Origin of the sequence: Paludisphaera sp. (genome assembly GCF_037189885.1) — a bacterium.
Taxonomy (GTDB): domain Bacteria; phylum Planctomycetota; class Planctomycetia; order Isosphaerales; family Isosphaeraceae; genus Paludisphaera.
In genome coordinates this window covers 1-25,348 of record NZ_JBBCIR010000054.1, presented here as the reverse complement: position 1 = coordinate 25,348, position 25,348 = coordinate 1, and the positions used below count along the sequence as shown (strand labels likewise).

Annotated in this window: 15 protein-coding genes; 6 read left to right on the top strand and 9 right to left on the bottom strand. The window is 71.4% G+C overall.

Going from position 1 to position 25,348, the window contains the following annotated elements; all coding sequences use genetic code 11:
- Positions 1-10: 10 nt before the first annotated feature.
- The 4 genes from WG209_RS15695 to WG209_RS15680 form a co-directional block, all read right to left on the bottom strand.
- Entirely contained in the window at positions 11-1,705 is a 1,695-nt protein-coding gene (locus tag WG209_RS15695; RefSeq protein ID WP_337176010.1) for a hypothetical protein, read from the bottom strand.
- A gap of 720 nt (positions 1,706-2,425) precedes the next feature.
- Positions 2,426-5,641, bottom strand: a complete 3,216-nt coding sequence (locus WG209_RS15690; protein WP_337176009.1) for a DUF87 domain-containing protein — start codon at positions 5,639-5,641, stop codon at positions 2,426-2,428.
- Positions 5,638-6,321 carry a hypothetical protein gene (locus tag WG209_RS15685; protein WP_337176008.1) on the bottom strand — a complete coding sequence of 228 codons (684 nt, stop codon included), beginning with the start codon at positions 6,319-6,321 and terminating at the stop codon, positions 5,638-5,640. Before WG209_RS15685 ends, WG209_RS15690 begins: the two co-directional genes overlap by 4 nt.
- Before the next feature lie 10 nt (positions 6,322-6,331).
- Entirely contained in the window at positions 6,332-7,312 is a 981-nt protein-coding gene (locus WG209_RS15680) for a DUF559 domain-containing protein (RefSeq protein ID WP_337176007.1), read from the bottom strand.
- Between the two features lie 293 nt (positions 7,313-7,605).
- On the opposite strand from WG209_RS15680, the gene WG209_RS15675 reads away from it, so the two are divergent.
- The 4 genes from WG209_RS15675 (at position 7,606) to WG209_RS15660 (ending at position 13,254) form a co-directional block, all read left to right on the top strand.
- A complete protein-coding gene (locus tag WG209_RS15675; protein WP_337176006.1) occupies positions 7,606-8,364 on the top strand; it encodes a PEP-CTERM sorting domain-containing protein in 759 nt (252 codons plus the stop codon).
- A 358-nt stretch (positions 8,365-8,722) separates the two neighbouring features.
- Positions 8,723-9,433, top strand: coding sequence for a PEP-CTERM sorting domain-containing protein (locus WG209_RS15670; RefSeq protein ID WP_337176005.1), 711 nt, complete (start codon positions 8,723-8,725; stop codon positions 9,431-9,433).
- 149 nt (positions 9,434-9,582) lie between these two features.
- Positions 9,583-10,209: a hypothetical protein gene (locus WG209_RS15665; RefSeq protein ID WP_337176004.1), complete on the top strand. Its 627-nt coding sequence runs from the start codon at positions 9,583-9,585 to the stop codon at positions 10,207-10,209.
- Positions 10,210-10,320: 111 nt separating this feature from the next.
- The gene (locus WG209_RS15660) at positions 10,321-13,254 is read left to right on the top strand and encodes an alpha-L-rhamnosidase N-terminal domain-containing protein (protein ID WP_337176003.1); all 2,934 of its coding nucleotides are present in this window, start codon (positions 10,321-10,323) and stop codon (positions 13,252-13,254) included.
- Here WG209_RS15660 and WG209_RS15655 read toward each other — a convergent pair.
- Both WG209_RS15655 and WG209_RS15650 read right to left on the bottom strand, forming a co-directional pair.
- Complete coding sequence (locus WG209_RS15655) at positions 13,229-14,191, bottom strand: choice-of-anchor A family protein (RefSeq protein WP_337176002.1); 963 nt, start codon at positions 14,189-14,191, stop codon at positions 13,229-13,231. The genes WG209_RS15660 and WG209_RS15655 overlap by 26 nt on opposite strands.
- Positions 14,192-14,462: 271 nt before the next feature.
- On the bottom strand, positions 14,463-15,893 hold the full coding sequence (locus WG209_RS15650) for a family 43 glycosylhydrolase (RefSeq protein WP_337176001.1): 1,431 nt from the start codon (positions 15,891-15,893) through the stop codon (positions 14,463-14,465).
- A 173-nt stretch (positions 15,894-16,066) separates the two neighbouring features.
- Between WG209_RS15650 and WG209_RS15645 the strand changes: the two genes are divergently transcribed.
- Complete coding sequence (locus WG209_RS15645) at positions 16,067-19,402, top strand: sigma-70 family RNA polymerase sigma factor (protein ID WP_337176000.1); 3,336 nt, start codon at positions 16,067-16,069, stop codon at positions 19,400-19,402.
- A gap of 17 nt (positions 19,403-19,419) precedes the next feature.
- On the opposite strand, the gene WG209_RS15640 is transcribed toward WG209_RS15645, so the two are convergent.
- From WG209_RS15640 to WG209_RS15630, 3 genes are all read right to left on the bottom strand, one after another.
- Complete coding sequence (locus WG209_RS15640) at positions 19,420-20,712, bottom strand: alpha/beta hydrolase family protein (protein WP_337175999.1); 1,293 nt, start codon at positions 20,710-20,712, stop codon at positions 19,420-19,422.
- Positions 20,713-20,822: 110 nt separating this feature from the next.
- Complete coding sequence (locus WG209_RS15635) at positions 20,823-21,752, bottom strand: hypothetical protein (RefSeq protein WP_337175998.1); 930 nt, start codon at positions 21,750-21,752, stop codon at positions 20,823-20,825.
- A 466-nt stretch (positions 21,753-22,218) separates the two neighbouring features.
- On the bottom strand, positions 22,219-24,660 hold the full coding sequence (locus WG209_RS15630; RefSeq protein ID WP_337175997.1) for an SNF2-related protein: 2,442 nt from the start codon (positions 24,658-24,660) through the stop codon (positions 22,219-22,221).
- Positions 24,661-24,766: 106 nt separating this feature from the next.
- Between WG209_RS15630 and WG209_RS15625 the strand changes: the two genes are divergently transcribed.
- Positions 24,767-25,090, top strand: a complete 324-nt coding sequence (locus tag WG209_RS15625) for a hypothetical protein (protein WP_337175996.1) — start codon at positions 24,767-24,769, stop codon at positions 25,088-25,090.
- The last annotated feature ends 258 nt before the right edge of the window (positions 25,091-25,348 follow it).

The following is a 25,348-nucleotide window of genomic DNA, read 5'->3' as shown; positions in this document are numbered from 1 at the left end:
CTCCGGTCGATCACGCCTGGGCGGGCGGGGTCGGGCCGCCGGTGACCGGCGGGGGCGGGGCGTAGTCGCCGCCGCGGGGGATGGCGTTGAACTGGTCGGCGCCGATGATCGTGATCATGGCGTCGACCAGGTTGATCTCGGCGGCGACGGGCGACGACACCCAGTGCCGCTGGCCGCCGGCGTAGTGGGCCAGCTCGCCGGTCTGGTTGTTCTTCAGGAACATCCCGTCCACGAAGTAGTCGGCCCCCTTCTCGACGGCCTTGTACTGCGCCGAGGAGACGGCGATCAGGTCCTCCGCCGAGATGCCGAGCCGGGCGGCGACCGGCGACGACACGACGCGGAGCTTGCTCCCCTCATAGCGGGCCATCTCGCCCGATTCCTGGTCCTGGAGGTAGACCCCCTCCGGGAAGTAGTCCTTCCCCCGGGCCACGCCGTCGAACTGGGACGGGCTGATGACGACGATCTGGCTCGGCTGGAGCTTCATCCGGGCGGCGACCGGCACGGAGATCCAGTGCCTTTCGCCCGCCTGATAGATGTTGATCTCGCCGGTCCGCTGGTTCTGGATCAGCAGGTTCTCGGGGAAGTAGTCGTCTCCCTTGGGGGTGTTGCCGTACTGCGCCGCCGGGATGGTGGCCACGGCGTCCACGCCGATCCCCAGGTACGTCGACACGGGAGTCGAGACGACGTGGAACTTGCCGGCGGAGAACCGGCTGATCTCCCCCGTCTGGTCGCTGCGGACGAAGATCCCCTCGGGGTAGTAGTCCGGCCCCTTCGGCACGGCCTGGAAGTCGTCGGTCGACACGGCCTTGGTCTTCTCGACCGTCAGCCCCATCTTCTCGGCGACCGGCGGCGAGATCAGCCCGCGCTTGCCCTGGCTGTAATACCCCAGCTCGCCCGTCTGCTCGTCCCGCAGCACGGTCCCGTCCGGGAACGTCGGGGCGGGCTTCGACGGCGTCGTGGGCTTCGTCGGCTCGGCCGGCGTCGTGGGCTTCGAAGGCTCGGCCGGCGTGGTCGGCTTCGAAGGCGTGGTCGGGGTCGGCGTCGTGGGCTTCGACGGCGTGGTCGGCGTCGTGGGCTTCGTCGGCGCGCCGGGCTTCGGCGTCTGGGGGGTGGGGCCGCCGGGGCGGGTGATGTCGGTCCACTGGCCGGGGTTGTTGGGCCGGCCGGGTTGGGTCGGCTTCGTCGGCTGGGCCGGGGTGGCGGGCTGGTTCGGCGTCGCCGGGTTGGCGGGCGTGGGGTTGGCCGCGGCGGGGGGCGTCGACGCCTGGGGCGGCGTCGTCGGCGCGGTCGACTGCGGGGGCGCCTGCGCGGCCGGCGGGTTGGCCGCCGGGACGGTGACGGTCGGGTTGCTGTTGGAGTGGGAGGCCGGGCCGCCGACGTTGAAGGTCGGGGTGACGTTGATGACGGGGTTGATGTTCACCCGGAACCCGCCGCGCATGCGCATGGCGCCCATGGAGGCGAGCCGCGCGGCGGCCTGCTCCTGGCGGGCGGCCATCATGGCGGCGCGGCGCTGGGCCTGCGCCTCGAAGCGTTCCGCCATCCCCGGGCCCTGCTGGCGGACCAGCGGGACCGCCTGCCTGGGCCGGAACGCCCGGGCCGTCGACAGCAGGAGCCGACCCTCCAGGTCTTCCAGGGACGTCAGGAACTCGACCTTGCGACGCTTGGCTTTGCGGGCGTGGCCGCCCGCAAGTTCTTCGTGCGACATGACTTCCTCGCCCTCTCGGCTCCCAGCGTCCCCGGGCGCGAACCCCGTCGGGCCGACGTCGCGACCCTTCCGACCGACTCCATCGGCAAATCCGCGCCCAAGCCTGTCCCAATCACCATCGGCGGACGAACCCCTATCCTTGACAGATTCCCTCCCATCCCACCGATGATTCCCGGCGATGACGTCGCCGAGCGACAACCCCCGAGTTGGCTTCGTTCGCGCGCGCCTCGGCCGGAACATATGACACATCTCATTCGTGATTAACGTTTTAAGCCGAACAGTCTTGGCTTCGTTCGTCGAAATCGATGTGGTTATCCGCCCCGGACTGAAACTGGGAGGCGGAAAGACGTCACCTCTCCCGTCAGGGAGGGCCCGCCGCGCCAGCGGCGGGTGAGGGCCGGCGCGCTTCGAGAATCTCGCCGGCCGCGTGGACCATGCACCGGCGCGATCCCCGAAATCCAGCGGCCCTCACCCGGCCCTTCGGGCCACCCTCTCCCGGCGGGAGAGGGGACGCGCGTTTCACGCTCGATGAGCAAGCGCGCGGACGCCACGGGTCACGCGTGTTGGGGGGTCTCCTCCCAATCCGACCGGCCTTCGATCGGCTTCCTCGATCCTCGCGACTTGTCAAAGAACGATACGATCACTGGCATGGTCACCGGAGCGGGGCGGGGGATTTCAGGAATCCGGGCGACTTTCGAAAGAAAAAGCCGCGAGCCCCGATCACCCCGGCCGGAAGGCCCCCGCGCGGGCGATCACGCCGGGCTCGTCGAGGGGGTTGGCGGGATGCTGGGAGAGGCTATACGCGGCCTCGACGCGGATCGGGGCACCCATGCCGGCGTCGGCGTTGTGGAAGTAGAATTGGCCGGTCCGGAGCCTGGCGACGTCCTCGCCCGATCCCCCTTTCAGGCGGATCATGTTCTTCACCGTCTCGATGGCGCTGGGGGAGTTCATCTTGCCGTAGACGTGCGTGGAGCAGTTGCTCGCCAGCCGGTGGTCGACGTCCTTGGGGTTCTGGGTGGCGAAGACCAGGCCCAGGTGGTACTTCCTCGCCTGCGCGCCGAGGCGCAGGAGGCTCTCGCGGCATGTCGAGGCCTGCTGGGAGGGGATGAAGTCCTTGGCCTCGTCGATCACCAGGAGGCCCCGCAGCGGCCGGCCGCCGGGGTCGGGGTTCTTCTTGATCCAGGAGAACAGCGTCATCGCGAGCTGGTTCAGGAACGCCCGTTGCGCGTCCAGCGACCCCAGGCCGACCAGGCTGATCACCGACACCCGCGCCGGAAGGTCGGGCGACGACGGGCCGAATAGCAGGGCGGGGTCGAACGGCGTGCCGCGCGACCTCAGCAGCGGATCGATCTCGCGCGCCGCGCGTAGGAGGTTGGCCATATCCTCGGCGTACTTCGCCGCCTTCGTCACCCCCAGACTCGCCTCCGGGGGGAGGTCGCCCAGGACCTCGATCAGGTCGTCCATCCCCCGGCCGCCGCGCGAGGCCATGTAGCGGAGCGTCCCCGAGAGGATCGCGCGCTTCATGTCCGCGGCCTGCCCCTTCGACTTCACGACGATCGGGGCGAGGGCCTCGCAGGCGGCGTCGACCGCGGCATCCAGTTCCTCGCGGTCGCCGACCAGCGCGGCGAGGTCCGGCAACGGCTCGAACCAGAGCGGGTTGCCCTCGGCGCGGTTGGGGGTCCAGACGACGACGCGGCCCGGGACGTGGTAGCGATCGGCCTTCTCCGCGTCGCCGTCCCCCCACCTGTCCGGCGGCGACTCCCAGCGATCGCCCAGCGTCGCCAGGTCGTTGGCGCAATCGACCACGATCGACGGCACCCCCACCAGCGCGGCCTCCTCCACCAGCCGCCGCAGGAACATCGTCTTGCCCGACCCGGCCCCCGCCATCACCAACGTATGCCTCTTCAAGAACCGGACCGGCAGTGTCACCGGCCCATGCGCCGTCCCGCCCGTCAACCGACGGCCGAGCGGGACGACGGGCTCGACCCCCGCCTCCGGGGGCGCGGGCGGGGGCGGCGTGACGAGCATGTTCCCATTCGTCGAGGGCGTCGGGACGGGGGAGGGTGGGGCCTTCGGCTCCGGCGTGGACGTGGGGGCGGCGGCCGTGAAATCCGGCCCGACGATCCCGCGGATCAGCGGCAGGCCGGACGCGGGCCTCCGGGCGCGGAGCCAGGGGAGGAAGTCGGGGTCGTTGCGACCGCGCAGCACGTTCAGGGCATGCAGCGCGCGCAGGTCGTCCGCGGCCGGTTCCACGAAGACGCCGCCGAGCGACTCGAATTGCGTCGTCAGCTCGGCCGTCTTCGCCCCGCCCGGGGCGGGGATCGACCGCACGATCGCCAGCCGCCGGAACTTCAGGCGACGGTCGATGCCCGAGGTCGTCAGCGCTGCGGTCAGGCGATTCTGATAGGCCTTGGCGTTCGAGTGCTGGATGCCGCGGACGCAATAATGGTCCTCGCGATCGTTCTCCTTGCGGAAGATCCGCCGCAACCGGGCGTGCAGCGGCGCCGTCTTCGCCCCCCCGGTGAACCGCGCGTCGACGGTGGCGTCCACGTCGTCCGACTCGCCCGATTCATGAGCCAGGCAGGCCAGCCCCGACCGCAGCAGCGGCGCCAGCCGGTCATCGTCGTGCTCTTCATCCAGGATCCACGCCGGATCCGCCTGGCCGCGGAGCGATGCGAACTCGCGGTCCAGCCGATCCAACGCCGGCTGAGCCGAAGTCGGCGCCTCTTCAGGTCCGGCGGGGGTTCCGAAGTCCTCGAGGACCGCGATCCTGCCCGACTTGATGCATCTTTTCACATGCCGATCGCAAGCCATCAACAATTCGCGAGGGCTGTTGGTCACCAGCGACTGGAAGGCATCGGGCCGGAAGGGATAGGTCGGGAACGGATGGGGGATGCCCGCCGAGCCAAATGCGGGGACGAGCCGCCCGGCCGCCATGGCACCGGCGATCTGGGGCGTCCTCAGGACGTTCAACCGACGAGGCTCCTCGAACCGATCGAGGGACGACCGCAGGAAATTGCAGCCGAGGATCCTCCAGGTCGGTTCGTAGCAGGAGATGATCGTGAGCGTCGAGGTCGTGACGTCGCGGAGCGCGCCGAGGCCGCCGCCGATCTCGGCGATGATCCCCTCGGCCGTGGCCGTCTCTTCCGCCAAGGGGCCGCCCTGCCGCTTGGAGTTCAATTCGGCGACGATCGGGTCGAGCTGGTCGAAGGCCAGGACGGCGGGCCCGCTGAGGCTCAGGAACCAGGAGAGAGCCTCGACGATCGATTTCGGCGTCTCCTTCTCCGTGGTGAATCCGTAGACCCTCTTCTCCTCCGGCTCCAGCGCCTGACCCTGGAGCCAGGTCTGGCCCTGGTTCGACGTCGAGAAGTCGTCCGAGTTCATGCAGATGATGGATCGGATGACGTTCTGATACTTCATCGTCTTGTCCGGCCACGCCTTCTTCATGGCCGCGAGTATCTTGTTGATGTCGCCCAGCAGGTCGGTGCTCTTGCGCTCGGCGAGCATCCTGAGGACGTCGGCCACCGGCTTGCTCGGGCCGAACCTCTCGATGATGTTGCCGAGGATCCACCGATACTGCGGCGTGTCGCCCCGGATCTCCTGCTGGAGGGAGTGGACATAGCCTTGCAGGACGTTCGCCCAGAAGTTCCGCGCGTCGGTCAGGTCGACCATGATGAAAGGGTGCTTCCGGCGCGCGGCCTCGCGCCGAAACGCACCGAGGAGGTGTGTCTTCCCCGTGCCTCCGTCGCCCACAACGACCCAGCCCAGGGGAGACCGCCCCCCCCTGGATCGCTCCATGTCGTCGAGCTTCCGGGCGAACTCCGACCGGATCTCGGCGTGGAGATCGGCAACATCGGACGCCGGCTCGGTCCAGACGTCGTCGAGCCCATGGATCCAGTCGAAGTCGGCTTTCCGCAGCGCCTCGAGTTCGTTCACGACCCGCGACCTCCCATGTAGATGATGTACCGCTCCTCGCCCGTGGGGGTGCGGAAGACCGCCTCTCGATCCTCGTCGTTGATCTCGCGGGGATCGTTCAGGCGATAAAGCGCCGCCTCGCCCCGGACCTGGATGTCCATGAGCTCGCGGTCGAGCGCCTCGCGGGGGACGTCCTCAAGGCGGCGGCGGAGGTCGGCGAGGCGGACGCGGACGTTGGGCTGGCCGCCGGAGATGGCGAAGTAGGCGGAGGCGACGCGGGCGGCGATGTCGCCGTCGGACGAGGGGGCGGAGTCGGCGGCGGCGGCCGGCGCGGGGGCCGACCTGGGGGCGGGGGCGAGGAGGTCGGCGAGCGGGACGTCGGCGCGGTCCATGTAGCGCTTCAGGGCGCGGAGGAGGCGGGCGAGGATCCCGGCGGCGGCGGGGGAGCGCGAGGTCAGGTCGGCGTCCAGGTTCGCCGCGATCCAGGCCCAGCCGGCGTCGGCCAGCGTCAGGTGGATCGGCGCGCCTCTACCCTCCGGATTCCTGCGCTTGGATGCCTCGATCAGCCCGGCGGCGGCCAGGCGGTCGCGGGAATCGCGCTTGAGTTCCGGCCTGACGTCCTTGCTCCAGGCCTCGCCGCCGTCGACCGCGAGTCGCCAGAGGGCCAGGGTCTCGGACGGGGTGAGCGTGATGGTCGTCATCGTCGCGTCCTCATCGCGGGGGGGCGGCCCGTCGCACCGCGACCACGTCGCGGATCTTCTCGACGGCGAGGCCGACGTCGGCGACGACCTCGTCCTCGGGCAGGCGGAGCACCAGGTAGCCGCTGATCGTCAATTCGTAGTCGCGGTTGCGGTCGCCGGAGAAGGCCCGCTCGTCGCGGTGGAAGTAGTAGCCGTCGACCTCGACGACCACCTTCCCCTCCTCCCAGACGAGGTCGACGAGCGGACGCGTCCTCCTCGCGGTCTCGACGCGGACGTTGTATCGGAACAGCCCGGCGAGGTCGGCGTCGCGCCCCAGGCGCTCGGCCAGCAGCTTCTCGCCGCCGCTCATCGGGTTCGGCCGGCCGATCAGCGGCGAGATCCGGGCGCCCGGGCGCGGGGCCGGGGGCTCCTCGGCCTTCGCGGGCGCCGCCGTTCGAACATAGGTCGCGTCGAAGGCGACGGCGTCCAGCTCGGCCGAGCCCGCCAGCGAGTCGGGGGCCACGACCAGCACCCGCGCCGGGGCCTCGCGGGCGAGCCACTCCGCGGCCCTCGCCAGGCCCAGGAGCGCGCCGGAGGGCGGCGCGGCGTCGTCGGCGGCCAGGGCCACGGCCAGCGGCGCGGCGTCGATCGCCCGCGCCAGGCGTCGCGCGGAATCCGAGGCCGTCCAGCCGCGGGGCAGGGGGGGCCGACCCCGCTCGCAGAGCGCCGCGGCCGACTTCCGCCAGGCCGAGGCCGCCCCGTCGTCGTCGGGCCAGTCCGGCCACGTCGCCAGGGCCAGCTCGGCGAGCCTCCCCAGCACGTCGTCGATCAGCGAGGTCAGCCGCGGCAGGCGATCGTACCGGATCGACACGACCCGGAAGTTCTCGGCCGTGGCCCGCTCCTCCAGCGCCGCGAGCACGACGCCGGGGCCGTCGCCGACGAACACCGCCCGCGCGGCCCCCGTGGGAGGGAGGGCCAGCCGATCAAGCTCGTCCGCGGCCAGGGTTGGCATCGCTCGCATCCGGGGAGAGGTCGGCGTCAAGGTTCTCGATCACGCCGATCCTAACCCGGCCCGCCCACGATTGCCACGACCTAACGATGGATGGATAGGCCCAAGGTATCCGCTGGGCCACCTCCGGCCCGCCTTGCCGTGGCGTCCGGGGCGCGCGATGTCGCATTTATGCATCATCCACGGTCAGCATCGAGAATTCATGTATCTTGCACGCTCGCTCAATGGCGGCGGGGGTCGCGGCTCCGACAGTCGCGCGGATCCGGTCCCCGTCAATGGCAATAGAGGACAATAGAATGCGTTTCAAGGACGTCGTGATTCGTGGTTCGGCGCTTTTGTTGATGGGTGTCGCGATGGCCGGCGGGTCGGCCCGCGCGGGCGCCGTCGTCTATAGCAACGATTTCCAGACCAACACCGCGGGCTTCAGCAGCTCGAGCCGGACGACCCTCCCGACCACGGCCGACCCCACGGCGCCGACGTCGCGATACCTCGGACGGTTCGGCACCGGCAACGTCACGCTGGGCCTGACCGGGCTGACGGCCGGGCAGATGTACGCGGTCCGTTTCGACCTGTTCCTCGGGGCGACCTGGGACGGCTCCTTCGGCAACAGCGCCGGCCCCGACGTCTTCAGGCTGACGGCCGGGAGCAACACCCTGGTCGACGCGTCGTTCGGCTACGCGACGAGCGAGATCAACGGCGTGCAGCCCCTGCGGCAGAGCTACTCGGACGAGACCCCGGTCAACGGCGATCCGTACACCGCCGCGTTTTACGGGCGGACGGGCGCGGACGTCAATTATTTCTCCAGCACCCTGCGCGACAATTACTCCATCTACTATTTCGGCCACGGCGCGGGCAATCCCATCCTGACCTTCATCGCGAACGGCGCGACCGAGACGCTGACGTTCTCGGGGCTGAGCCTCCAGAGCTCGAGCGACGAGTTCTGGGCCATCGACAACGTGTCGGTCACCGCCGTCCCCGAGCCGTCGTCGATCGCGCTGTCGCTGATCGGCCTGGCCGCCGCCGGCCTCTACGGCCGCCGCCGCGCCCGCGGCTGATCCGAGCGGCCCCGATACTCTCGCGACCAAGCCCCCCGCCGGGGCCGATCCGCCAAGTTCGCGGTTCGGCCCCGGCGTCGTCGCGCGCCCATCGCCCCACCTCCGGAGCCGGCGGCACCCGCGGAGGGTGATCCGGAGAGACACCGTCGCCCTTCTTGTGACGTCCGGGCGGCGCGGCGTTGCAAATACTCAACGTTCAACATTGACCACAAGGATTCATGTATATTCCACACCCGGCACTCGGCGGGCGGATTCGCGGTCCCGGCGGTCGCGCGGGGCCAGGCTCCGTCAACATTGACAGGAGACCTTGGATATGCGCCTCAAGGACGTCATGATTCGTGGTCCGGCGATTTTGTTGATGGGTGTCGTGATGGCCGGCGGGGCGGCCCGCGCGGCGGGGGTCGTCTATAGCAACGACTTCGAGACCAACACGAACGGGTTCGACAGGACCGAGACGTTCGCCCTGCCGTCCACCGGCAACCCCGCGACGCCGCTGTCGACGTTCCTCGGCCGGTTCGGCAACGACACCGCCACGCTGAGCCTGTCCGGGCTGACGGCCGGGCGGGCCTACGAGGTCCGGTTCGACCTGTTCATCGGGGCGACCTGGGACGGCAACTACCCGGGCTGGGGCGGCCCCGACGTCTTCAGGCTGACGGCCGGGGCCACCCCCCTGGTCGACGCGACCTTCGGCCACAGCCCGGCCCCCGGCGACCCGCTCTTGCTGCAGAGCTATTCCGACGCGACCCCGCTCGGCGGCCCCGCGTACGCCGCCGCCTATCCCGGCAGGACCGGCGCGGACGTCGACTATTTCTCCCCCAACACCATCTTCGAAAATTACTCCATCTATTATTTCGGCCACGGGGCGGGCAATCCCTACCTGACCTTCATCGCGTCGGGCGCGACCGAGACGCTGACGTTCCAGGGCCTGAACCTCCAGGGCGTGGGCGACGAGTTCTGGGCCATCGACAACGTGGCGGTCTCGGCCGTTCCGGAGCCGTCGTCGATCGCGCTGTCGCTGATCGGCCTGGCCGCCGCCGGGCTGTACGGCCGCCGTCGGGCCCGCGGCTGATCCGCCCGGCGTTTGACGCGGGCCGACGCGACCTGGAAAATACCGTCGGGGGGCATCCTGTCGCCACGTCCCTGGGGGCGCGGCCGGCGGGGGCCCCCGTGATGCGTTTCCTCCGCGTCGACCGCCCCACTCGGGGCCGGGAGGCCGCGATGCCGACATGGTCGAAGATCGGCGGTTGGTCGGTCGCGGGCTTCCTCGCGCTGCTGGCGGCGTTGAATCTCCCGGTTCGAAGCGAACTCGGCCATAGTTGCGTCATCTGTCGCCTGAACCGGGTGGATTCGAAGCTCTCCTACTTCACCCGATCCGCCTACCACCCGACCGAATGCAGCCGATGGTACGCGGAGCACGTCGAACCGTCGCACGCGCACGCCTGGGCACGATGGCCATGCGAGCGGGTAATGAACCTGCTCGGCGGGCGGATGGGATTCGGCTGCGGTTTCGGTCATCCGATCCATACGCTGCCGTCACGCAGCCAGATGCGGGTCTATCAACACTTCGAGGATCCGCTCGAAGCCAAGCGGCTGTTCGAGGGCCTCGCCGCCGCGAGGCCTCGCGAAGGTCGGGCCGACGAACGCGGCGTCGACCACGCTCGCAACGTCGTCGAAGCTCTCATGGTCTGGGAAACCCGGGGGTTCGCCGGCACCTGGGATGAATGGTGGGCCGGCTTCCTGGCCAAACCTCCCGAACAGCGCTCGGACTACGCGTACTGGCTGATCTCCGACCCCGGCATCAACTTCGACGAATGGCGGAGGCGGGAGGAGACGCGGGCCGACTGACGCCGGCGCGGCCCGACGACGCCTGGGATCGGCCCGGCCGAGCGTGTATCATCGCCACGGCGAGGGGCGCGGGAGTCGCCTCGGGAGGAACCGGACGCGGAAGGTGTCGCGATGAGAACTTGGCGAGCGGCGTTGTGGCTGGGGCTGGTCGCCTCGGCCGGGGTGGTCGGGGCGAAGGGCGGCGACTGGACCGCGCCGGATCGGCCCCTGACGGCGAGCTGGATCTGGCTCGACCAGGAGGCCGAGAACCCCTACAACCAGACGATCCTGGCGAGGAAGGAGTTCACCGCCGACCTGCCGATGCGCGGGCGCATCCGCGTCACCGCCGACAGCTTCTACCGGCTCTCCATCAACGGCCGTTGGGTCAACGACGGCCCCGGCCGGGCCTGGCCGGAACACTTCCAGTACGACGACTTCGACGTCACCGCCTACCTGCGCGACGGCGTCAACGAGATCTCCGTCGTCGCCCGCTACTACGGCGTGGGGGACTTCCACCTGGTGCCGAAGCGCCCGGGGCTGCTCGTCCAGCTCGACCTGCGCCAGGCCGACGAGCGGACGGTGACCGTCGCGAGCGACGAGACGTGGCGGGTCGCCCCGGCCGAGGGCTGGATCCGCAACACGCCCAAGGTCAGCATCCAGATGGAGCCGGCCGAGTGGTACGACGCCACCCAGGAGGCCGAGCCCAGGTACGCGCCGGCGAAGGTGATCGCGGCCGTCGACGGCGGCCCGTGGAAGGGGCTGAACCCCCGAGACGTGGCGCTGATGACCCGCCAGCCGTTCGCCTTCCGCACCTTCCTGGGGGCGAACGTCGTCCGGGCCGACGGCTGGAACTTCTGCTTCCCCGCCGCGCGGCTGGCCCACCCCGGGCTGATCGAGGCCAACCGCGTCGTGAGCATGGCGGGGGGCGTGGCGACCCTGATCGTCAACGACGCCCCGTGCGAGGTCCGCGTCCAGGACGAGGGGGTCGACGTGGCGATCGACGGCGCCCGCGCGGCCGACGGCGTCTTCAAGCTGGCGGCCGGCGAGCACCTGCTGCTGGGCCTGGTCCGCGACATCTACGGCCACGAGAAGGAGAAGGCCGTCCGGTTCCTCGGACCGAAGGGCTTCCGGCTGGCGAACCCGGCCGGCGACGACCCGTCGAACCCGTTCTGCTACCTCGCCTTCCCCGAATATGACATCGTCCAGGACGACCTGGTCTGGCCCGACCTGGAGCTGCGTCCCGACGCCGCGAAGGCCAGGAAGGGCTACGACGCCGACCGGGCCCGGCTGCTCGCCGCGATCAAGTCGGCCGACGACCTGAAGGCCGAGTTCGGCGACCGGATCAGGCGACTGCCGTTCGACGAGATGTTCGTGCAGGACTCGTACTGGCAGTTCACCGGCCGGAAGGTCGTCGCCAAGGCGCCCGAGGAATTGATCGTCCGGCCGTTCGCCCTGACCCACGAGTCCCCCGAGGCGACCGTCGTCCGCCCCAGCCCCGACGGCGACGTGGAACTGCTGTACGACCTCGGCCTGCAGAACGTCGGCTACTACGACTTCGAGCTGACGGCCGACGCCGGGGTGGTCGTGGACGTCCACGGCGTGGAGTACATCGCGCCCGACGGCCGGGTCCAGTTCCCCGGCGGCAACCGCAACGGCATGCGCTACATCACCAAGCGGGGCGTGAACCGGTTCACCTCGCTGAAGCGGCGGTCGGGCCGATACATCTTCATCACCCTGCGCAACCAGAAGACGCCGGCGGCCATCCGCAACTTCCGGCTGATCGAGTCGACCTACCCGGTGGATCAGGGGGGGAGCTTCGCGTGCAGCGACTCGCGGCTGGACCGCATCTGGTTCATCTCCACGCGGACGCTCAAGCTCTGCATGGAGGACACGTTCACCGACTGCCCGCTGTACGAGCAGACGCACTGGGTCGGCGACGCGCGCAACGAGTCGCTCCTGGCCTTCCAGGTCTTCGGCGCGGCGGATCTGGCCCGGCGCTGCATCCGGATCTCGGCGGAGTCGCTGGGGCGGTACCCGATCGTCGGCAGCCAGACGCCGTCGTCTTGGGACGCGCTGATCCCCGCGTGGAGCTTCCTGTGGGGGCTCTCCATCTGGGACTACTACTGGTACACCGGCGACCTGGAGGCCCTCCGCGAGTTCCACCCGGCCGCGATCAGGAACCTGGAGGGGGCCGAGAAGTTCATCAACGCCGACGGCCTGATGAGCGCCCCGTTCTGGAACTTCTTCGACTGGTCGGGCATCGACCAGAACCGCCGGACGGTCGTCCACAACAGCCTGTTCTTCATCGGCGCGATCGACGCGGCGTTGAAGTCGGCCGAGGCGCTGGGCGACCATTCGCGCGACGACTGGCTGAAGGCGACCCGCGCCCGGCTGGTGAAGGGGGTGAACGCCCTGTGGGACCAACGGAAGGGCGCCTACCCGGACTCGGTGCATGACGACGGCAAGGTCAGCGACTCGACCAGCCAGCACACCAGCTTCCTGGCGATCCTCTTCGACGCGATCGACCCGGCGAACCGGGAGGCTGCGGCGCGGAACGTCCTGACGCCGCCGGAGGGGATGGTGCACGTCGGCTCGCCGTTCGCGGCGCTCTACCACTACGGGGCGATGGAGGCCCTGGGCCGCGACGACGCGATCATCGCGGAGATCTACAAGAACTACCTCCCCATGCTGGAGGCCGGGGCCACGACGGTCTGGGAGAGCTTCGCCAGCGGGACGACCGGCGGCGGGGGCTTCCCGACCCGCAGCCACGCGCACGCCTGGTCGTCCGCCCCCAACCTCTACCTGCCGCGGATCATCCTGGGGATCCGGCCGACGGCCGCGGGGTCGTCGGCCTTCGAGATCAACCCCCGCCCGTCCGGCCTGACCTGGGCGCGGGGGGCGGTCGTCACGCCGAAGGGGAAGGTCTCCGTGTCGTGGAAGGTGGACGAGGACGGGACGCTGGCGATCGAGGCGACGGCCCCCGAGGGGGTGGCGCTCACCTTCGCCCGCAACCCGGAGACGGCCGGCCAGGCCGTCACCTTCAACGGCCGGCCCGTCTCCCCCTGACCCACCGGCGTCGCGCGACGGACGCCGCCAGGCCGGCCGCCGCCGCGACGCCCAGCATCACGATCCCGGCCGGCTCGGGCGTCGGGCTGGCCGGGGCGAACGCGCGGGCGTCGCCGGCGAACAGGGACGCGCCCCCGGCGCCGATGTCGATCGTCCCGGTCCCCTTCAGGGCGGCCGCGATCAGGGCGCCGCTGAGCTGGCCGTTGTCGAAGGCGACGGCCGCGTGGGGCGCCAGGATCGTGCCCGCCCAGCCCACGTTGGCGAGCTTCAGCGAGGTCGCGTCGACGAAGTTCCACAGGACGTTCGACGCCGTGATCCCGCCGGCGAGCTGCACCTGCATGTTGCTGAACGACGCCGAATCGCCCAGCACGTTGACGATCACCGTCGAGCCGGACTGGCCGGCGACCCGCACCCCCTTGCCGCGCAGGGCCGACGCGTCGACGTCCACGACCTGGAGACCCTTGCCGTCCGTCGCGCCGAGGCTGTACCAGTAGTAGCCGTCGTAGGACGCCTTCGCGTTGGCGTCGCCGTACTGCGCCAGGGAGAAGCCCTCAAGGTAAGCCTGGGCCGACGTGAAGTCGACCGGCAGGACGTCCACGTCCCCCTTGACCCCGCCCGGCGCCCAGACGTTCCTGGTCGAGGCCTTGCCGCCGACGTAGGCCGTCCCGCTCCCCAGGCTCCCGCCATGCCAGGAGAGGTCGCCGCCGACCACCAGGCCCGCCGCGTCGGAGCCCCGGATCGACATGTTGTTGATGGTCGCGGATCCGCCGGCGGCGATCGCGCCGTTCGAGCTGGCGTTGTTGCGCGTCAGATTCCCGAATACGAACTCGCCATACCCCCCGGCGGCCCCCAGGGGCCCGGCCCTGGCCGTCGAGGGGATGAGGAGGCAGGCGAGCGCGGCCGCGAGCGCGGACTTCCCGATCGATCCGGAAGGCATGTTTGGTTCCCTCGGACATGGTGACGCCCCCGATGGGCGTCGATGGCTCCGCGAACCCGTCGTCGTCGGCGGATCAGCTCGCGGATGTTCCTGAAGAAACCTTAGGCCGGCGATCGGGCGGGCGCAGGCGCGCGGCGATCTCTCAACGCGGCGGCCCGCGCGTCGGGCGTGGCGCGCGTCCGCGGCCGGGGGACGGCCCTCGGAGTTGGGGGATCGCGACGGCTCATGACCGGCGCGCCATCCGAATCGAGCGTGGAACGCGCGTGTCGCGTCACCGCCGGGGTCGGCGCCTTTCCAGCGGGTCGAGGACGATGTCGAGGCAATCCACGTCGGCGAGGCCGACCTCCGCGGCGAGGGAGACGACGTTCGACCCGGCCTTGAGGGGTAGGCGGGCGAAGGCGTTGGACCATCGCTCGCCCGAGTCGGGCAGGGAGACAGGCGCGGCGGGGCGGCCGTCGACCGTCACGCTCAGCCGCGGCCCCCCGCCCGGGGCGGGGTCGGCGTGGTACCGGATCGAGGCGACGTACACGCCGGGATCGTCGACCTCGACCTGGAAGCTGACGACGGCCTTCGAGTCGGGCAGGTTCACCTTGAAGCCGCCCGAGCAGGCGGGATCGTCGAACCCGCGCGCGCGGCCTTCGAGCCCCGCCGCCTCGGCCTCCAGCCGCAGCCGCCCGGGCTCGCCGGCGGGGAGGGGGATGGGCCGGTCGGGCGGGATCGGCCGCCCGAACGCGGGGGCGCCGTCCTCGCCCCAGGAGAACGGCTGCGCGCGGATCGACCGCGACCAGCCCGAGCCGGGCTTCTTGGCCGCGTGGAAGACGATCCAATCCTGCGAGCCGTCGGGCGACTTCGTGAACGAACAATGCCCCGGCGCGACGACGCCGTCGCCGCTCTCGAACACCGGGCGGGGGGACTTCGTCCACGACTTCGGGTCCAGCGGGTCCGCGCCGGGCTCCAGCGACAGCAGGCCCAGGCAATAGAAGTCGCTCCAGCTCCCGGCGGCGGAGTAGACCAGGAACGTCTTGCCGTCGCGCTGGAGCGCCTGGGGGCCCTCGTTGATGGTCGGCGGGCCGGCGGCCTTCTCCCAGTCGAGCGTCGGCCGCGACAGCTCCACGCGCGGGCCGGAGATCGTCCGCGGGTCGCTCATCGGCGCGATGTAGATCCGCTGGTCGACGTTCTCGAAGCCTTCCCAGCCCGACCAGACGTAGTAGAGGCGTTCGTCGTCCCCCTCGCCCATGACGAGGACGGTGCCGTCGATGGCCCAGCGGTCGGCCTCGCGATCGGCGACCTTCCCTTTCAGGAGGAACTTGCCCTCGAACGGGTCGGGGGAGGGGTTCTCCAGGACGTACATGCGATGCCTGGCGTTGTCGCCGTCGTCGGCCGCGACGTGGATGTACCACTTGCCCTTCAGGAAGTGGAGTTCCGGCGCCCAGAGGTTGCGGCTGAACGGCGTGCCGGCCAGGGGCCGCCAGGCGACGATCGCCTCGCCCCCCCCCAGCGCCGAGATCGTCCGCGACCGCCGCAGCGTCACGTCGCCGCCGGTGGTGTAGACGGCGTAGTACCAGCCGTCGGAGTGCCTGTGGACCCACGGGTCGGCCCCGTTCGGGGCGACGACGTTGTAGAAATCGCCGACTTCCTCCGCGCCGGCTCGCGCGACGAGCACCGTCGCGGCGACGAGCAGCATCCCCAGACTTCGTCTCATGCCATCCTCCTCCGACTCCGATCCGCCCCCCATCATGCCCGCCGGGCCGGCGGATGTGAAGCGCCGCGCCCGGCCGGAAACCCGCGCCCGCCGGTGAGATTTCCGGACGCGCCGGGCGGTTCGCGACCGGTAGATTGTGGAGGGGACGAGATCGAGGCCGGCGGGGGTCGGGGATGGGCGGGAGGCCGACGGACGCGACGCATCGGCGGATCCGGGCGCTATACGCGACGGGTCCGCTGGGGGCGCTGGGGGACTCGGAGCTGCTGAGGCGGTTCGCGACGGGCGAGGGGCTCGAACGCGAGGACGCCTTCGCGGTCCTGGCGCGCCGGCACGGGCCGATGGTCCTGTCGACCTGCCGGCGCATGCTGGGGGGCGACCGCGCGACGGCCGACGACGCCTTCCAGGCCGTGTTCCTGGTCCTCGCCCGCAAGGCCGGCTCGCTGCGGCGGCCCGACGACCTGCGGCCCTGGCTCTACGGCGTCGCGGTGAAGGCCGGCAAGGAGGCCCGCCGCCGCGCCGCGCGGATCCACGCCCGGGAAGGGGGGACGCTCGACGACCTCCCCGCGCCCGGGGCCGACGCCGACCTGTTCGACCTCCGCGCGGCGATCGACGAGGAGCTGGAGCGGTTGCCGACGCGGTATCGCGAGCCGATCCTGCTGTGCGAGCTGGAGGGCGCCTCGCGCCGCGACGCCGCCGAGCGCCTGGGCCTGGCCGAGGGGACGCTCTCCAGCCGCCTCGCCCGCGGGAGGTCGCTGCTGCGCGAGCGCCTGGCGCGTCGCGGCCTGGCCGTGGGGGCCCTCGGCGCCGCGCTCGCGCCCCCGGCCTCCGGGGCCGCCGCGCTGGCCGACGCCGCCATCCGGCTCGCGATCGCTTCACCATCCCCGCCCGGCGCGCCCGAGACGGCCTCGGCGGCCGCGGCCGTCGCCGAAGGAGTCCTCGCCATGCTCGCCGCCGCCAAGTTCCAAGCCCTCGCCACCACCGCCGCCGCGCTCGGGCTGCTGGTCCTCACCGCCGGCCTCGCCCGGGGCCTGACCGGGAGCGCGCACGACCCGGATGCCGCCGCGCGGGCCGAAAGGCCCGAAGCCGGGGCGAAGCCGGGCGACCCGCGGATTCGCGGCGTGGTGGTCGACGAGGACGGCCGGCCGCTCGCGGGCGCGGAGGTGCGGCTCGATCCCTTCACCCCGCGGGAGGTCCTCACGACGACCGGCGCGGACGGCTCCTATGCGATGACGGCGCCGGGCCCGGACGTCGAGGGCCGGATGATCCTCGCCCGAGCTGGCGACGGCCGACGACTCGGGACCTTCACCTACGGCTACAAACTGAGCCCGGCCGAGGCCGAGGCCCCGATCCGGATCGTCGTGGGGCCCGCGAGGGAGGTCCTCGTCCGCGTGGCCGACGCGGCCGGCAAGCCCGTCGCGGGCGCGATGGTCGAGGCGGCGGGCGACCATTACGCCCTGGCGAGCGCGACGAGCGACGCCGCCGGAGAAGCCCGGATCGCCGTCCCGGCCGATCGCCGCGTCCAGTGGATCGTGGCGAGGAAGTCGGCCGTCGGCTGCGACTACGCGGAGTTCGGCAACTTCGACAAGTACCCCGATCGGAGCGAGGGCGTCCGGCCCGCCGCGTTGCCGCCGTTCGTCGCCCTCACGCTCGGCGAGCCCCGGACCGTGAAGATCCGTGCCGTGGACGAGGAGGGCGCGCCGGTCGCGGACTTCCCCTTCTACCTCTGGCTGCTCAAGAAGGACGGGAGGCGGGGTGAAGTCAACTACTGGAGTCGGCTCCATGAGGGGCGGACGGGTCCGGACGGGGTCGCCGTGTTCGACTGGCTCCCCGGCCGGTCGAAGGGCACGCTGACCTTCTGGCCGAATGGCGACGGCATCGCCCATCGCCGGGTGAGCGTCGAGCCGGGCCAGGCCGAGGCCGTCGCCCGGCTGATCCGGAACGTTCCCATCCGGGGCCGGGTTACCCTGCCCGACGGCTCGCCCGCCGGGGGGGTGAAGGTCGAGGCGGACGGCTCGGGCGCCATGGACCACGGCCGGGGGTCGGCCGTCACGGCCGCGGACGGCCGCTACGAGATGGCCGTGCCTCCGGACGAGGTCTACGCCGTGCATGTCGAGGCTCCAGGCCGGGCCGCGACGGCGAGGATGGACGTCGTCGTCCGGCCGGGCCGGCCCGTCGGCGACGTCGACTTCCGCCTCATGGGAGGGACGCTGGTGAAGGGCCGGGTGACCATCGGCCCGGACCATCACCCGGCGGATGGGGTCAACGTCCGGGTCGAGCAGGCGGGACGACTCGACCCGGATGAACATCGCGGGCTGGGCGATTGGGCCGCCCGCGAGGTCAGTTGGTCGATCTTCGCCATGACCGATCACCTGGGCCGATACGAGGCGCGCCTGGCGCCCGGGAAGTACACGCTGCTCTCGCCGAGCTACAGGGAACGGGTGGAGATCGAGGTCGCGGACGAGCCCGAGTTGGTCCGCGACTTCCACCTGCCCCGACCGAATCTGGGGCCGGTCGCCGGCCGCGTCGTCGACCCGGCCGGCAAGCCGGTCGCGGACGCCTCGGTGGAGTTCGCGCCGGTCGCTATCGACGGCGTTCGCGTCTCGGCGACGACCGACGCCGACGGCCAGTTCGCCACCGAACGGCGGCTAGTCCGGACGTTCGTCCGCGCCATGAGCCCCGATGGGGGGCAGGGGGCGCTGGTGGAGATCGACCCCGACGACGCCGAACTCGCCCTGGTCCTGGCCCCCACGGCGACGGCCGCCGGACGCCTGCTCGACGAAAAGGGAGAGCCGGCGCGGCGCGAGAAGCTCCATTGGGGGCGTCGCATCCCGTGCAACGACGACCCGGACGGCCCCCACTACAGCGCCTTCGCGCCCGAGGTCGTCACCGACGACGACGGCCGATTCACGCTGCCGTCGCTGGTCGTCGGCCAGAAGTACGACATCGGCGTGCGGCGCGAAAACCGATTCCCGTCGGCCGGCTTCGTCCGCCCCGAGCGGCCCGGCGCGGTCGAGCTGGGGACGCTGCGGGTCGGGGCCGGCCGGGACGAGGAAGCCTCCGTATTCGGCGACGTCGCGCCGGCCGTCGGGGCCGTCGCCCCGGCGTTCGAGGCGACGACGCTGGACGAGAAGCCGCTGGCGCTGGGGGACTTCGCCGGCAAGTACGTCCTGCTGGACTTCTGGGCGACGTGGTGCGGCCCCTGCGTCAAGGAGATGCCCCACATCCGGGCCGTCCACGACGAATTCGGCGAGGACGACCGCCTGGCGATCGTCGGCCTGAGCCTCGACGATTCGATCGACGCCCTCCGCAGGTTTCAGGCCGAGCGCAAGCTCCCCTGGACCATCGGCCGGCTGGAGGGCGGAGTCCGCTCGGTCCCCAACGCGGCCTACGAATTGCGCTCCATCCCGGCGCTGTTCCTCATCGGCCCGGACGGCAAGATCCTCGCCCGCGGGATGCGCGGGGAGGGGATCAGGGAGGCCGTCGCGAAGGCGCTGGCGGATTCGCGGTAACTAACGGTCGCGGCGGGTCAGTCCTTCGCGGCCTTCAGGTGCCTGTCGAACCAGGCCAGGGCTTCCTCCTGGATGTCCCGGTCGTAGCAGTGGGGCTTGGCCGGGGCGTGGTGGCGGAACAGGTCCGGCGACCCGGCCCAGTCGAACGCCTCGGCGATCTGGCGCGCGGCCTCCCTCTGGCCGAGGGGGGGGAAGAGGATGTCCTCGGTCCCGCCGACGACCATGCAGGCCCTGGGCGCGGCCATCGCGATGAGGTCGGGCACGTCCAGACGATTCCAGACCCCGGGGAGCAGGTTGAAGGTGCCGATCGCGCCGCCGACGTTGTAGGCCTGCTGCGTATCGCCGGTCGTCATCCATCCGACGGAGACGACCGCCTTCACGCGCGGCTCCAGCGCGGCGATCATGTTCGTCCGCCAGCCCCCCCCGGAGAGGCCCGTGCAGCCGATCCGGGCCGGGTCGACTTCCTCGCGGGACAGCAGGTAGTCGACGCAGCGGCTGTCGTCGCCGAAGTTGACGCCCGCCCAGGTGACGCCCGCCCAGTTCAGCTCGCGGACGCCCAGGAAGAGGGACTGCCGGGCGAGGTCGTCGTACTTGGCGAGGGTCGCTTCATCGAGCCTGGCCGGGTCGTAGCCGGCGGGCAGGCCCCCGAGCCCTCGCGGGGCTCGCCGGCCGAAGTGGTAGGCGTCGATGACGATGACCGCGTACCCCTTGGAGGCGTACCAGTCGGCCAGCGCCCTCCCGCCCGAGTACTCTTCGCGGTGCCTGGCGATCGCCGGATGCGCGGGCTCGCCGCTGACGCGATCCGCCCCGAAGAGCATCGGGCCGCCCCACTCGTGCAGGACGAGCAGCGCGGGGGCGGGGAGGGGGACGTTCTTGGGGGTGTAGAAGTAGCCGGGCACCCGGAACCACGGGGTCGTGTTGAACTCGATCGTCTCGCGGACGAAGTCGTCGGTCTCCTCGCGCGCGAGCGTCGCGGCCTTCAGGTCGACGGGGGGCAGGTCGTAGTTGAGGCCGAGACGGAGGCATTCCCGCGCCTGCTCGGCCCATTCCTTGTAGTCGCCGCCGGGATTGGCCTTGCGCCAGGCCTCGGCGTTGAGGTCGAGCGGGCGATGCGCCCGCATCGCCCGGATGGGTCCCTCCAGCGACCCGTAGTCGTTCAGCGGCTTCCGCCCGAGGTCCTCCGCGGTGAAGGCCTCGACCGGCCGAGGCGTCGCCGTCTGTCCGGGGCTCGGCCGCTCGAAGAGCGCGATGATGAAGGACAGCCCGATCATGCCCAGGCCCGCTCGTCTCGTGAACGACGCGATCCGCATGTTCGACCTCGTGAGCGATCATGGTCCCGGATCCCGCGCCGGGCGAGATCATGGAGGGCCGCCGTGGGAGAGGGGCCGGGCGATCCGGGCCGGGCCCCCGCCGCCGCGCCTTACTTGTAGACGGAGACGCCCGGGACGGCTTCCTTGAGCTTCTCGACGCCCTCGGGGGAGACCTTGGCGCCGATCACGTAGACGGATTTGAGCGTCTTCATGTCCTTGAGGGCGTCGAGGCCGGCGTCGGTGACGTCGGTGCGGCTGAGGGCGAGGACCTGGAGGTTGGCCAGCCCCTTCAGGTGTTCGAGGCCCTTGTCGCCGACCTTGCTGCCGGTCAGGAACAGCATCGTCAGGCCCTTCAGCTCCTTCACCTGCTCCAGCCCGGCGTCGGTGACGGCGGGGCTCATCAGGGTCAGGGCGGTGAGCCCGGGGATCTCCTTCAGGACGGGCAGGGCGGCGTCGTCGAACTTCGGGTTGTCGATGTAGACGACCTGGAGGTTCGGCACCGTCTTCAGCAGGTCCAGGGACTCCTTGTCGCCGGGCCACCCCTTGAGGATGTTGACCGTCGCGACCTCCGCGCCGTCCTTCCCCTTGTCGATCGTCAGCGAGAGCCCGCGCGCGCCCAGTTCCAGGGCGAGGATCTTGCCCTTCGACTCGCCGATCTCCTTCTCGAGCGCGGCGATCTGCTCCTTGAGCTTGGCCGGGTCGTCGGCCGGGGCGGGGGGGGCCTCGGCGGGCTTGGCCTCCTCGGCCTTGGGCTCCTCGGCCTTGGCCTCCTCCGTCTTGGGCTCCTCGGCCTTGGGCTCGGCCTCGCCGTCGCGGGCCTTCTCCAGCTCGGCGATCTTGCCCTTCAGCTCGCCGGCCTCCTTCTGCAGGGCGGCGAACCGCTCCTTGAGCTGGGCCATCTCGTCGGCCGGGGCGTCGGCGGGGGCCGGCGCGGGCTCCTCCGTCTTGGCTTCCTGGGCGAAGGCCGGGGCGTTGAAGGCCAGGGCGAGGGCGAGCATGAGGAGGAGGGCTGTGGGGGCGGGGCGTCGGGGCGACGACATGGCGGGGCTCCCTGCGGTGTTGCGGCTTCGCACATTCGTGGGACGGTCAGGTTAACCCGGCCCGCGCGGCATCGCAACACGCCAGGGGCCCGCGCCCCCGGGTCGTCAGGCCGACGACCCGACACTTATCGAACCGCAGGTGGGCACGGTCCCCGCGGCGTCCGCCCCGGGGCCTCCCCGATGATTGCCCGAGCGGCCATCCTAACGGCCTTCCCCCCTGGAGGGGGAAGGTGGCCCGGAGGGCCGGATGAGGGGGGGACGAGCGAGACGGCCCCTGGAGTCCGAGGGGGTTTCCCATCCGACGGCCTGGGCCTTGATCCGAACACCGAGGCTCCGCGGGCAGGCTCCCCCTCATCTGACCGCTTCGCGGTCTGTCTTCCCCCACCGGGGGGGAAGACCGTCGGAGACCCGCGCCAGTCGGGACCGCCCCCTCCTCGACGTCGGCATCCGGAAAAGTGTCAGGGGGTCAGGAGAGGAGGAACTCCAGGTCCTCGCGGGTGAGGGTGGAGATCACGCGGTTGTCGGCGTTGAGGATGGCGTCGGCCAGGTCGCGCTTCTTCTGCTGGAGGTCGAGGATCTTCTCCTCGACGGTGTCGCGGCAGATGAGGCGGTAGGCGAAGACGTGCTGGGTCTGTCCGATGCGGTGCGAGCGGTCGATGGCCTGGGCCTCGACGGCCGGGTTCCACCAGGGGTCCAGCAGGTAGACGTACTCGGCGGCGGTCAGGTTGAGGCCCAGGCCGCCGGCCTTCAGGCTGATGAGGAAGATCGGGCAGTCGGGATCGTTCTGGAAGCGGTCGACCTTGGCGGCGCGGTTGCGGGTGCGGCCGTCGAGGTACTCGTAGGTCAGCTTCTCCTGGTCGAGCCGGTCGCGGACGATCCCCAGGAACGTCGTGAACTGGGAGAAGACCAGGACCTTGTGCCCCTCGGCGACGACCTCGGCCAGCGAGGGGAGGAGCATGTCGAGCTTGGCGCTGGGGCTGTCGGACAGCTCGGGGTTGACCAGGCCGGGGTGGCAGGCGGCCTGGCGGAGCCGGAGCAGGGCCTCCAGCACCTCGATCTTGGAGCGGTTCAGCTCGGTGGGGTCCTTCTTCAGGAGCGCGTCGCGGTAGTGGGCCCGCAGCTCCTCGTAGGCGCGCCGCTGCTCGGACTCCATGTCGCAGTAGAGGGTGGCCTCGGTCTTGTCGGGGAGGTCCTTGACGACCTCGGACTTGGTGCGGCGGAGGATGAACGGCTTGAGGGCCTTGGCGAGCATGCCGCGGTCCTCGCCCTCGGCGTTGGAGGCGGAGGCGTAGCGCTTGAAGACGGTGTCGGTGCCGAGCATGCCGGGGTTGAGGAACTCCAGCAGCGACCACAGCTCGCCGATGTGGTTCTCGATCGGCGTGCCGCTGATGGCCAGCCGGTGGCCGCTCTTGAGCAGGCGGACGGCCTTGGACGACTGGCTCTCGGCGTTCTTGATCGCCTGGGCCTCGTCGAGGATGACGTAGTCGAACTCCATGTCCACCAGCTCGGCGATGTCGGTGCGGAGGGTGCCGTAGGTGGTGACGATGAGGTCGTACCGGTCGAAGTCGGCGCGGAGGGGGTGGCGGCCGGGGCCGGTGTAGTCCAGCACGCGGAGCCGGGGGGTGAACTTCTCGGCCTCGGAGAGCCAGTTGAAGACCAGGGAGCGGGGGACGACGGCCAGGCTGGGCCCCTTGGCCTGGCGTCGGAACCGCCGGCGCTGGAGCAGGGCGAGGACCTGGATCGTCTTGCCCAGGCCCATGTCGTCGGCGAGGACGCCGCCGAACCCGAAGCGCTGGAGGTAGTCCAGCCAGCCGAGCCCCTCGCGCTGGTAGGGGCGCAGCTCGCCGTGGAAGCCGGGCGGGGCGTCGAGCGGGACGACGCCCTGGAACTGGCGGAGGTTCTGGCGGACCTTGGCGAATGCCTCGTCGATCTGGATCTCGGGCTGGTTCTCCAGGAGCGCGTCGAGGAGCCCGGCCTGGGAGGCGTTGAACCGCAGGCCGCCGTTCTCGGCCGACCCGAGGTCGGCGAGCAGGCCGTACCTCTTGAGCCAGTCGTCCGGGAGCATGCCCATGGAGCCGTCGCCCAGCTCGATCATGGTCTCGCCGCGGCGGGCGGCGGAGAGGAGGTCCGGCAGGCTGACGTTCTGGCCGCCGTAGTCCATGCCGCCGTCGAGGTCGAACCAGTCGATGCCGGTGGACAGGGCCAGCTTGAACTCGCCGGCGGGGCGGATCAGCTTCCCCTCGGCCTCGACGCGCCAGCCGGCCTCGACCAGCTCCTTGGTGACGGCGTCCATCACCTTGACGGGGATCTCCAGCGTGTTGGGATCCAGCCGGGGATCCTTGGCGAGGCGGAAGCCCAGCTCGAACAGCTTGATGTCGGCGGCGCTCTCGGTCTTGGGGTCGCGGCGGATCACCAGGCCCAGCTCCGTGGAGACGGCCAGGGGGGTGGTGCGGCCGGCGGGGATCAGGGCGCCGTCGTAGTCGAACTCCAGGTCGGCCAGGAGCTTGTCGGCGGCGAGCCCCCAGTTCTGCCGCGGCGAGCGCAGGGTGAGGGACGGCCGGGGCTTGACGACGATCTCGTCCAGGGGGAGCGTGTCGACCAGCTCGGCGGCCGGCACGCGGGCCTGGGCGAGGATCCGGCCGAGCTTCAGGTCCTGCTCGGGCTCGACGAAGCTGATCTCCTTCTCCTTCCGGAGCCGCTCGATCCAATCCATGACGCCGAGGTCGTCGAACCGCGCGGCGCGGCCGACGCCCAGGACGAGCAGGCCGGGGACGAGGATCAGGGGCTCGGCGAGGTCCATGCGGACGTCGCCGCGGCGGAGGCCGCCGCGCCAGGACCAGCGCTTGCCGCCGGACTCGGCGCGGATGTCCAGCGAGAACCGCCAGGGCTGGCCGTCGTCCCAGCGCATGGTCGGCGGGTCTTCCTCGCCGTCGGCGCGGCGGAGGCGGAGGCGGCCGGCGCGGGCGAGGCGCTCGACCAGCGCGGCGTGGTCCTTGCGCAGGATGAAGCGGCGGGTGCCGCGGAGCTCCGAGCCGGAGCCGCGCTGGCGCCCCGGCCGGGCGCGCGGGGCGAGGTCGGGGGGGCGGCCGTTGGCCGCCGCGGGGGCCTCGCCGGTCTCGGCGGCGACGCCCGCGGTGAGGGTGGGGACGCCGTGGTGGGCCTCGTCCAGCAGGGCCAGCAGCAGGCGGTCCTCGGGGTCGTACTTGACGTGGACCGCCTTCGGGGCGTACCACCAGGGGCGCAGCGGGCCCCACTCGCCGGTCGGCTTGCGCTGGCGGCGGGCCAGGTCGATGACGATCTGGTTGTGCGCCAGGCTGGCCGCGACGTCCAGGACGTAGACCAGCAGCCGCTTGGCGTTGCGGTTGACGGCCTTGGCGGCGCCCCCCTCGCCGCGGGCGGCGGCCTCGCGGCGCGCCTTGTTCCGCGCCGCGCGGGCCTCGCGGGCCGTGGCCGCGGTCCAGCCGGCGGGGGCGCCCTCGGCGCCGGCCTGGCCCGGCCCCTGGCCCGGGGCCCCGGCCGCGGGCCGGTCGCCGCGGCGCGGCTCGCGGGCCGCCGTGTTGCGCTACGTGGGGTTGCGGCCGCGCGTGGGGCGGGGG

What these genes read in the sequence shown, in the direction of transcription:
- WG209_RS15695 (WP_337176010.1), bottom strand. Translation starts at nt 1,705, where the DNA reads ATGTCGCACGAAGAACTTGCGGGCGGCCACGCCCGCAAAGCCAAGCGT.
- WG209_RS15685 (WP_337176008.1), bottom strand. Translation starts at nt 6,321, where the DNA reads ATGACGACCATCACGCTCACCCCGTCCGAGACCCTGGCCCTCTGGCGA.
- WG209_RS15680 (WP_337176007.1), bottom strand. Translation starts at nt 7,312, where the DNA reads ATGCCAACCCTGGCCGCGGACGAGCTTGATCGGCTGGCCCTCCCTCCC.
- WG209_RS15675 (WP_337176006.1), top strand. Translation starts at nt 7,606, where the DNA reads ATGCGTTTCAAGGACGTCGTGATTCGTGGTTCGGCGCTTTTGTTGATG.
- WG209_RS15670 (WP_337176005.1), top strand. Translation starts at nt 8,723, where the DNA reads ATGGGTGTCGTGATGGCCGGCGGGGCGGCCCGCGCGGCGGGGGTCGTC.
- WG209_RS15665 (WP_337176004.1), top strand. Translation starts at nt 9,583, where the DNA reads ATGCCGACATGGTCGAAGATCGGCGGTTGGTCGGTCGCGGGCTTCCTC.
- WG209_RS15660 (WP_337176003.1), top strand. Translation starts at nt 10,321, where the DNA reads ATGAGAACTTGGCGAGCGGCGTTGTGGCTGGGGCTGGTCGCCTCGGCC.
- WG209_RS15655 (WP_337176002.1), bottom strand. Translation starts at nt 14,191, where the DNA reads ATGCCTTCCGGATCGATCGGGAAGTCCGCGCTCGCGGCCGCGCTCGCC.
- WG209_RS15650 (WP_337176001.1), bottom strand. Translation starts at nt 15,893, where the DNA reads ATGAGACGAAGTCTGGGGATGCTGCTCGTCGCCGCGACGGTGCTCGTC.
- WG209_RS15645 (WP_337176000.1), top strand. Translation starts at nt 16,067, where the DNA reads ATGGGCGGGAGGCCGACGGACGCGACGCATCGGCGGATCCGGGCGCTA.
- WG209_RS15640 (WP_337175999.1), bottom strand. Translation starts at nt 20,712, where the DNA reads ATGCGGATCGCGTCGTTCACGAGACGAGCGGGCCTGGGCATGATCGGG.
- WG209_RS15635 (WP_337175998.1), bottom strand. Translation starts at nt 21,752, where the DNA reads ATGTCGTCGCCCCGACGCCCCGCCCCCACAGCCCTCCTCCTCATGCTC.
- WG209_RS15630 (WP_337175997.1), bottom strand. Translation starts at nt 24,660, where the DNA reads ATGCGCTGGGACGACGGCCAGCCCTGGCGGTTCTCGCTGGACATCCGC.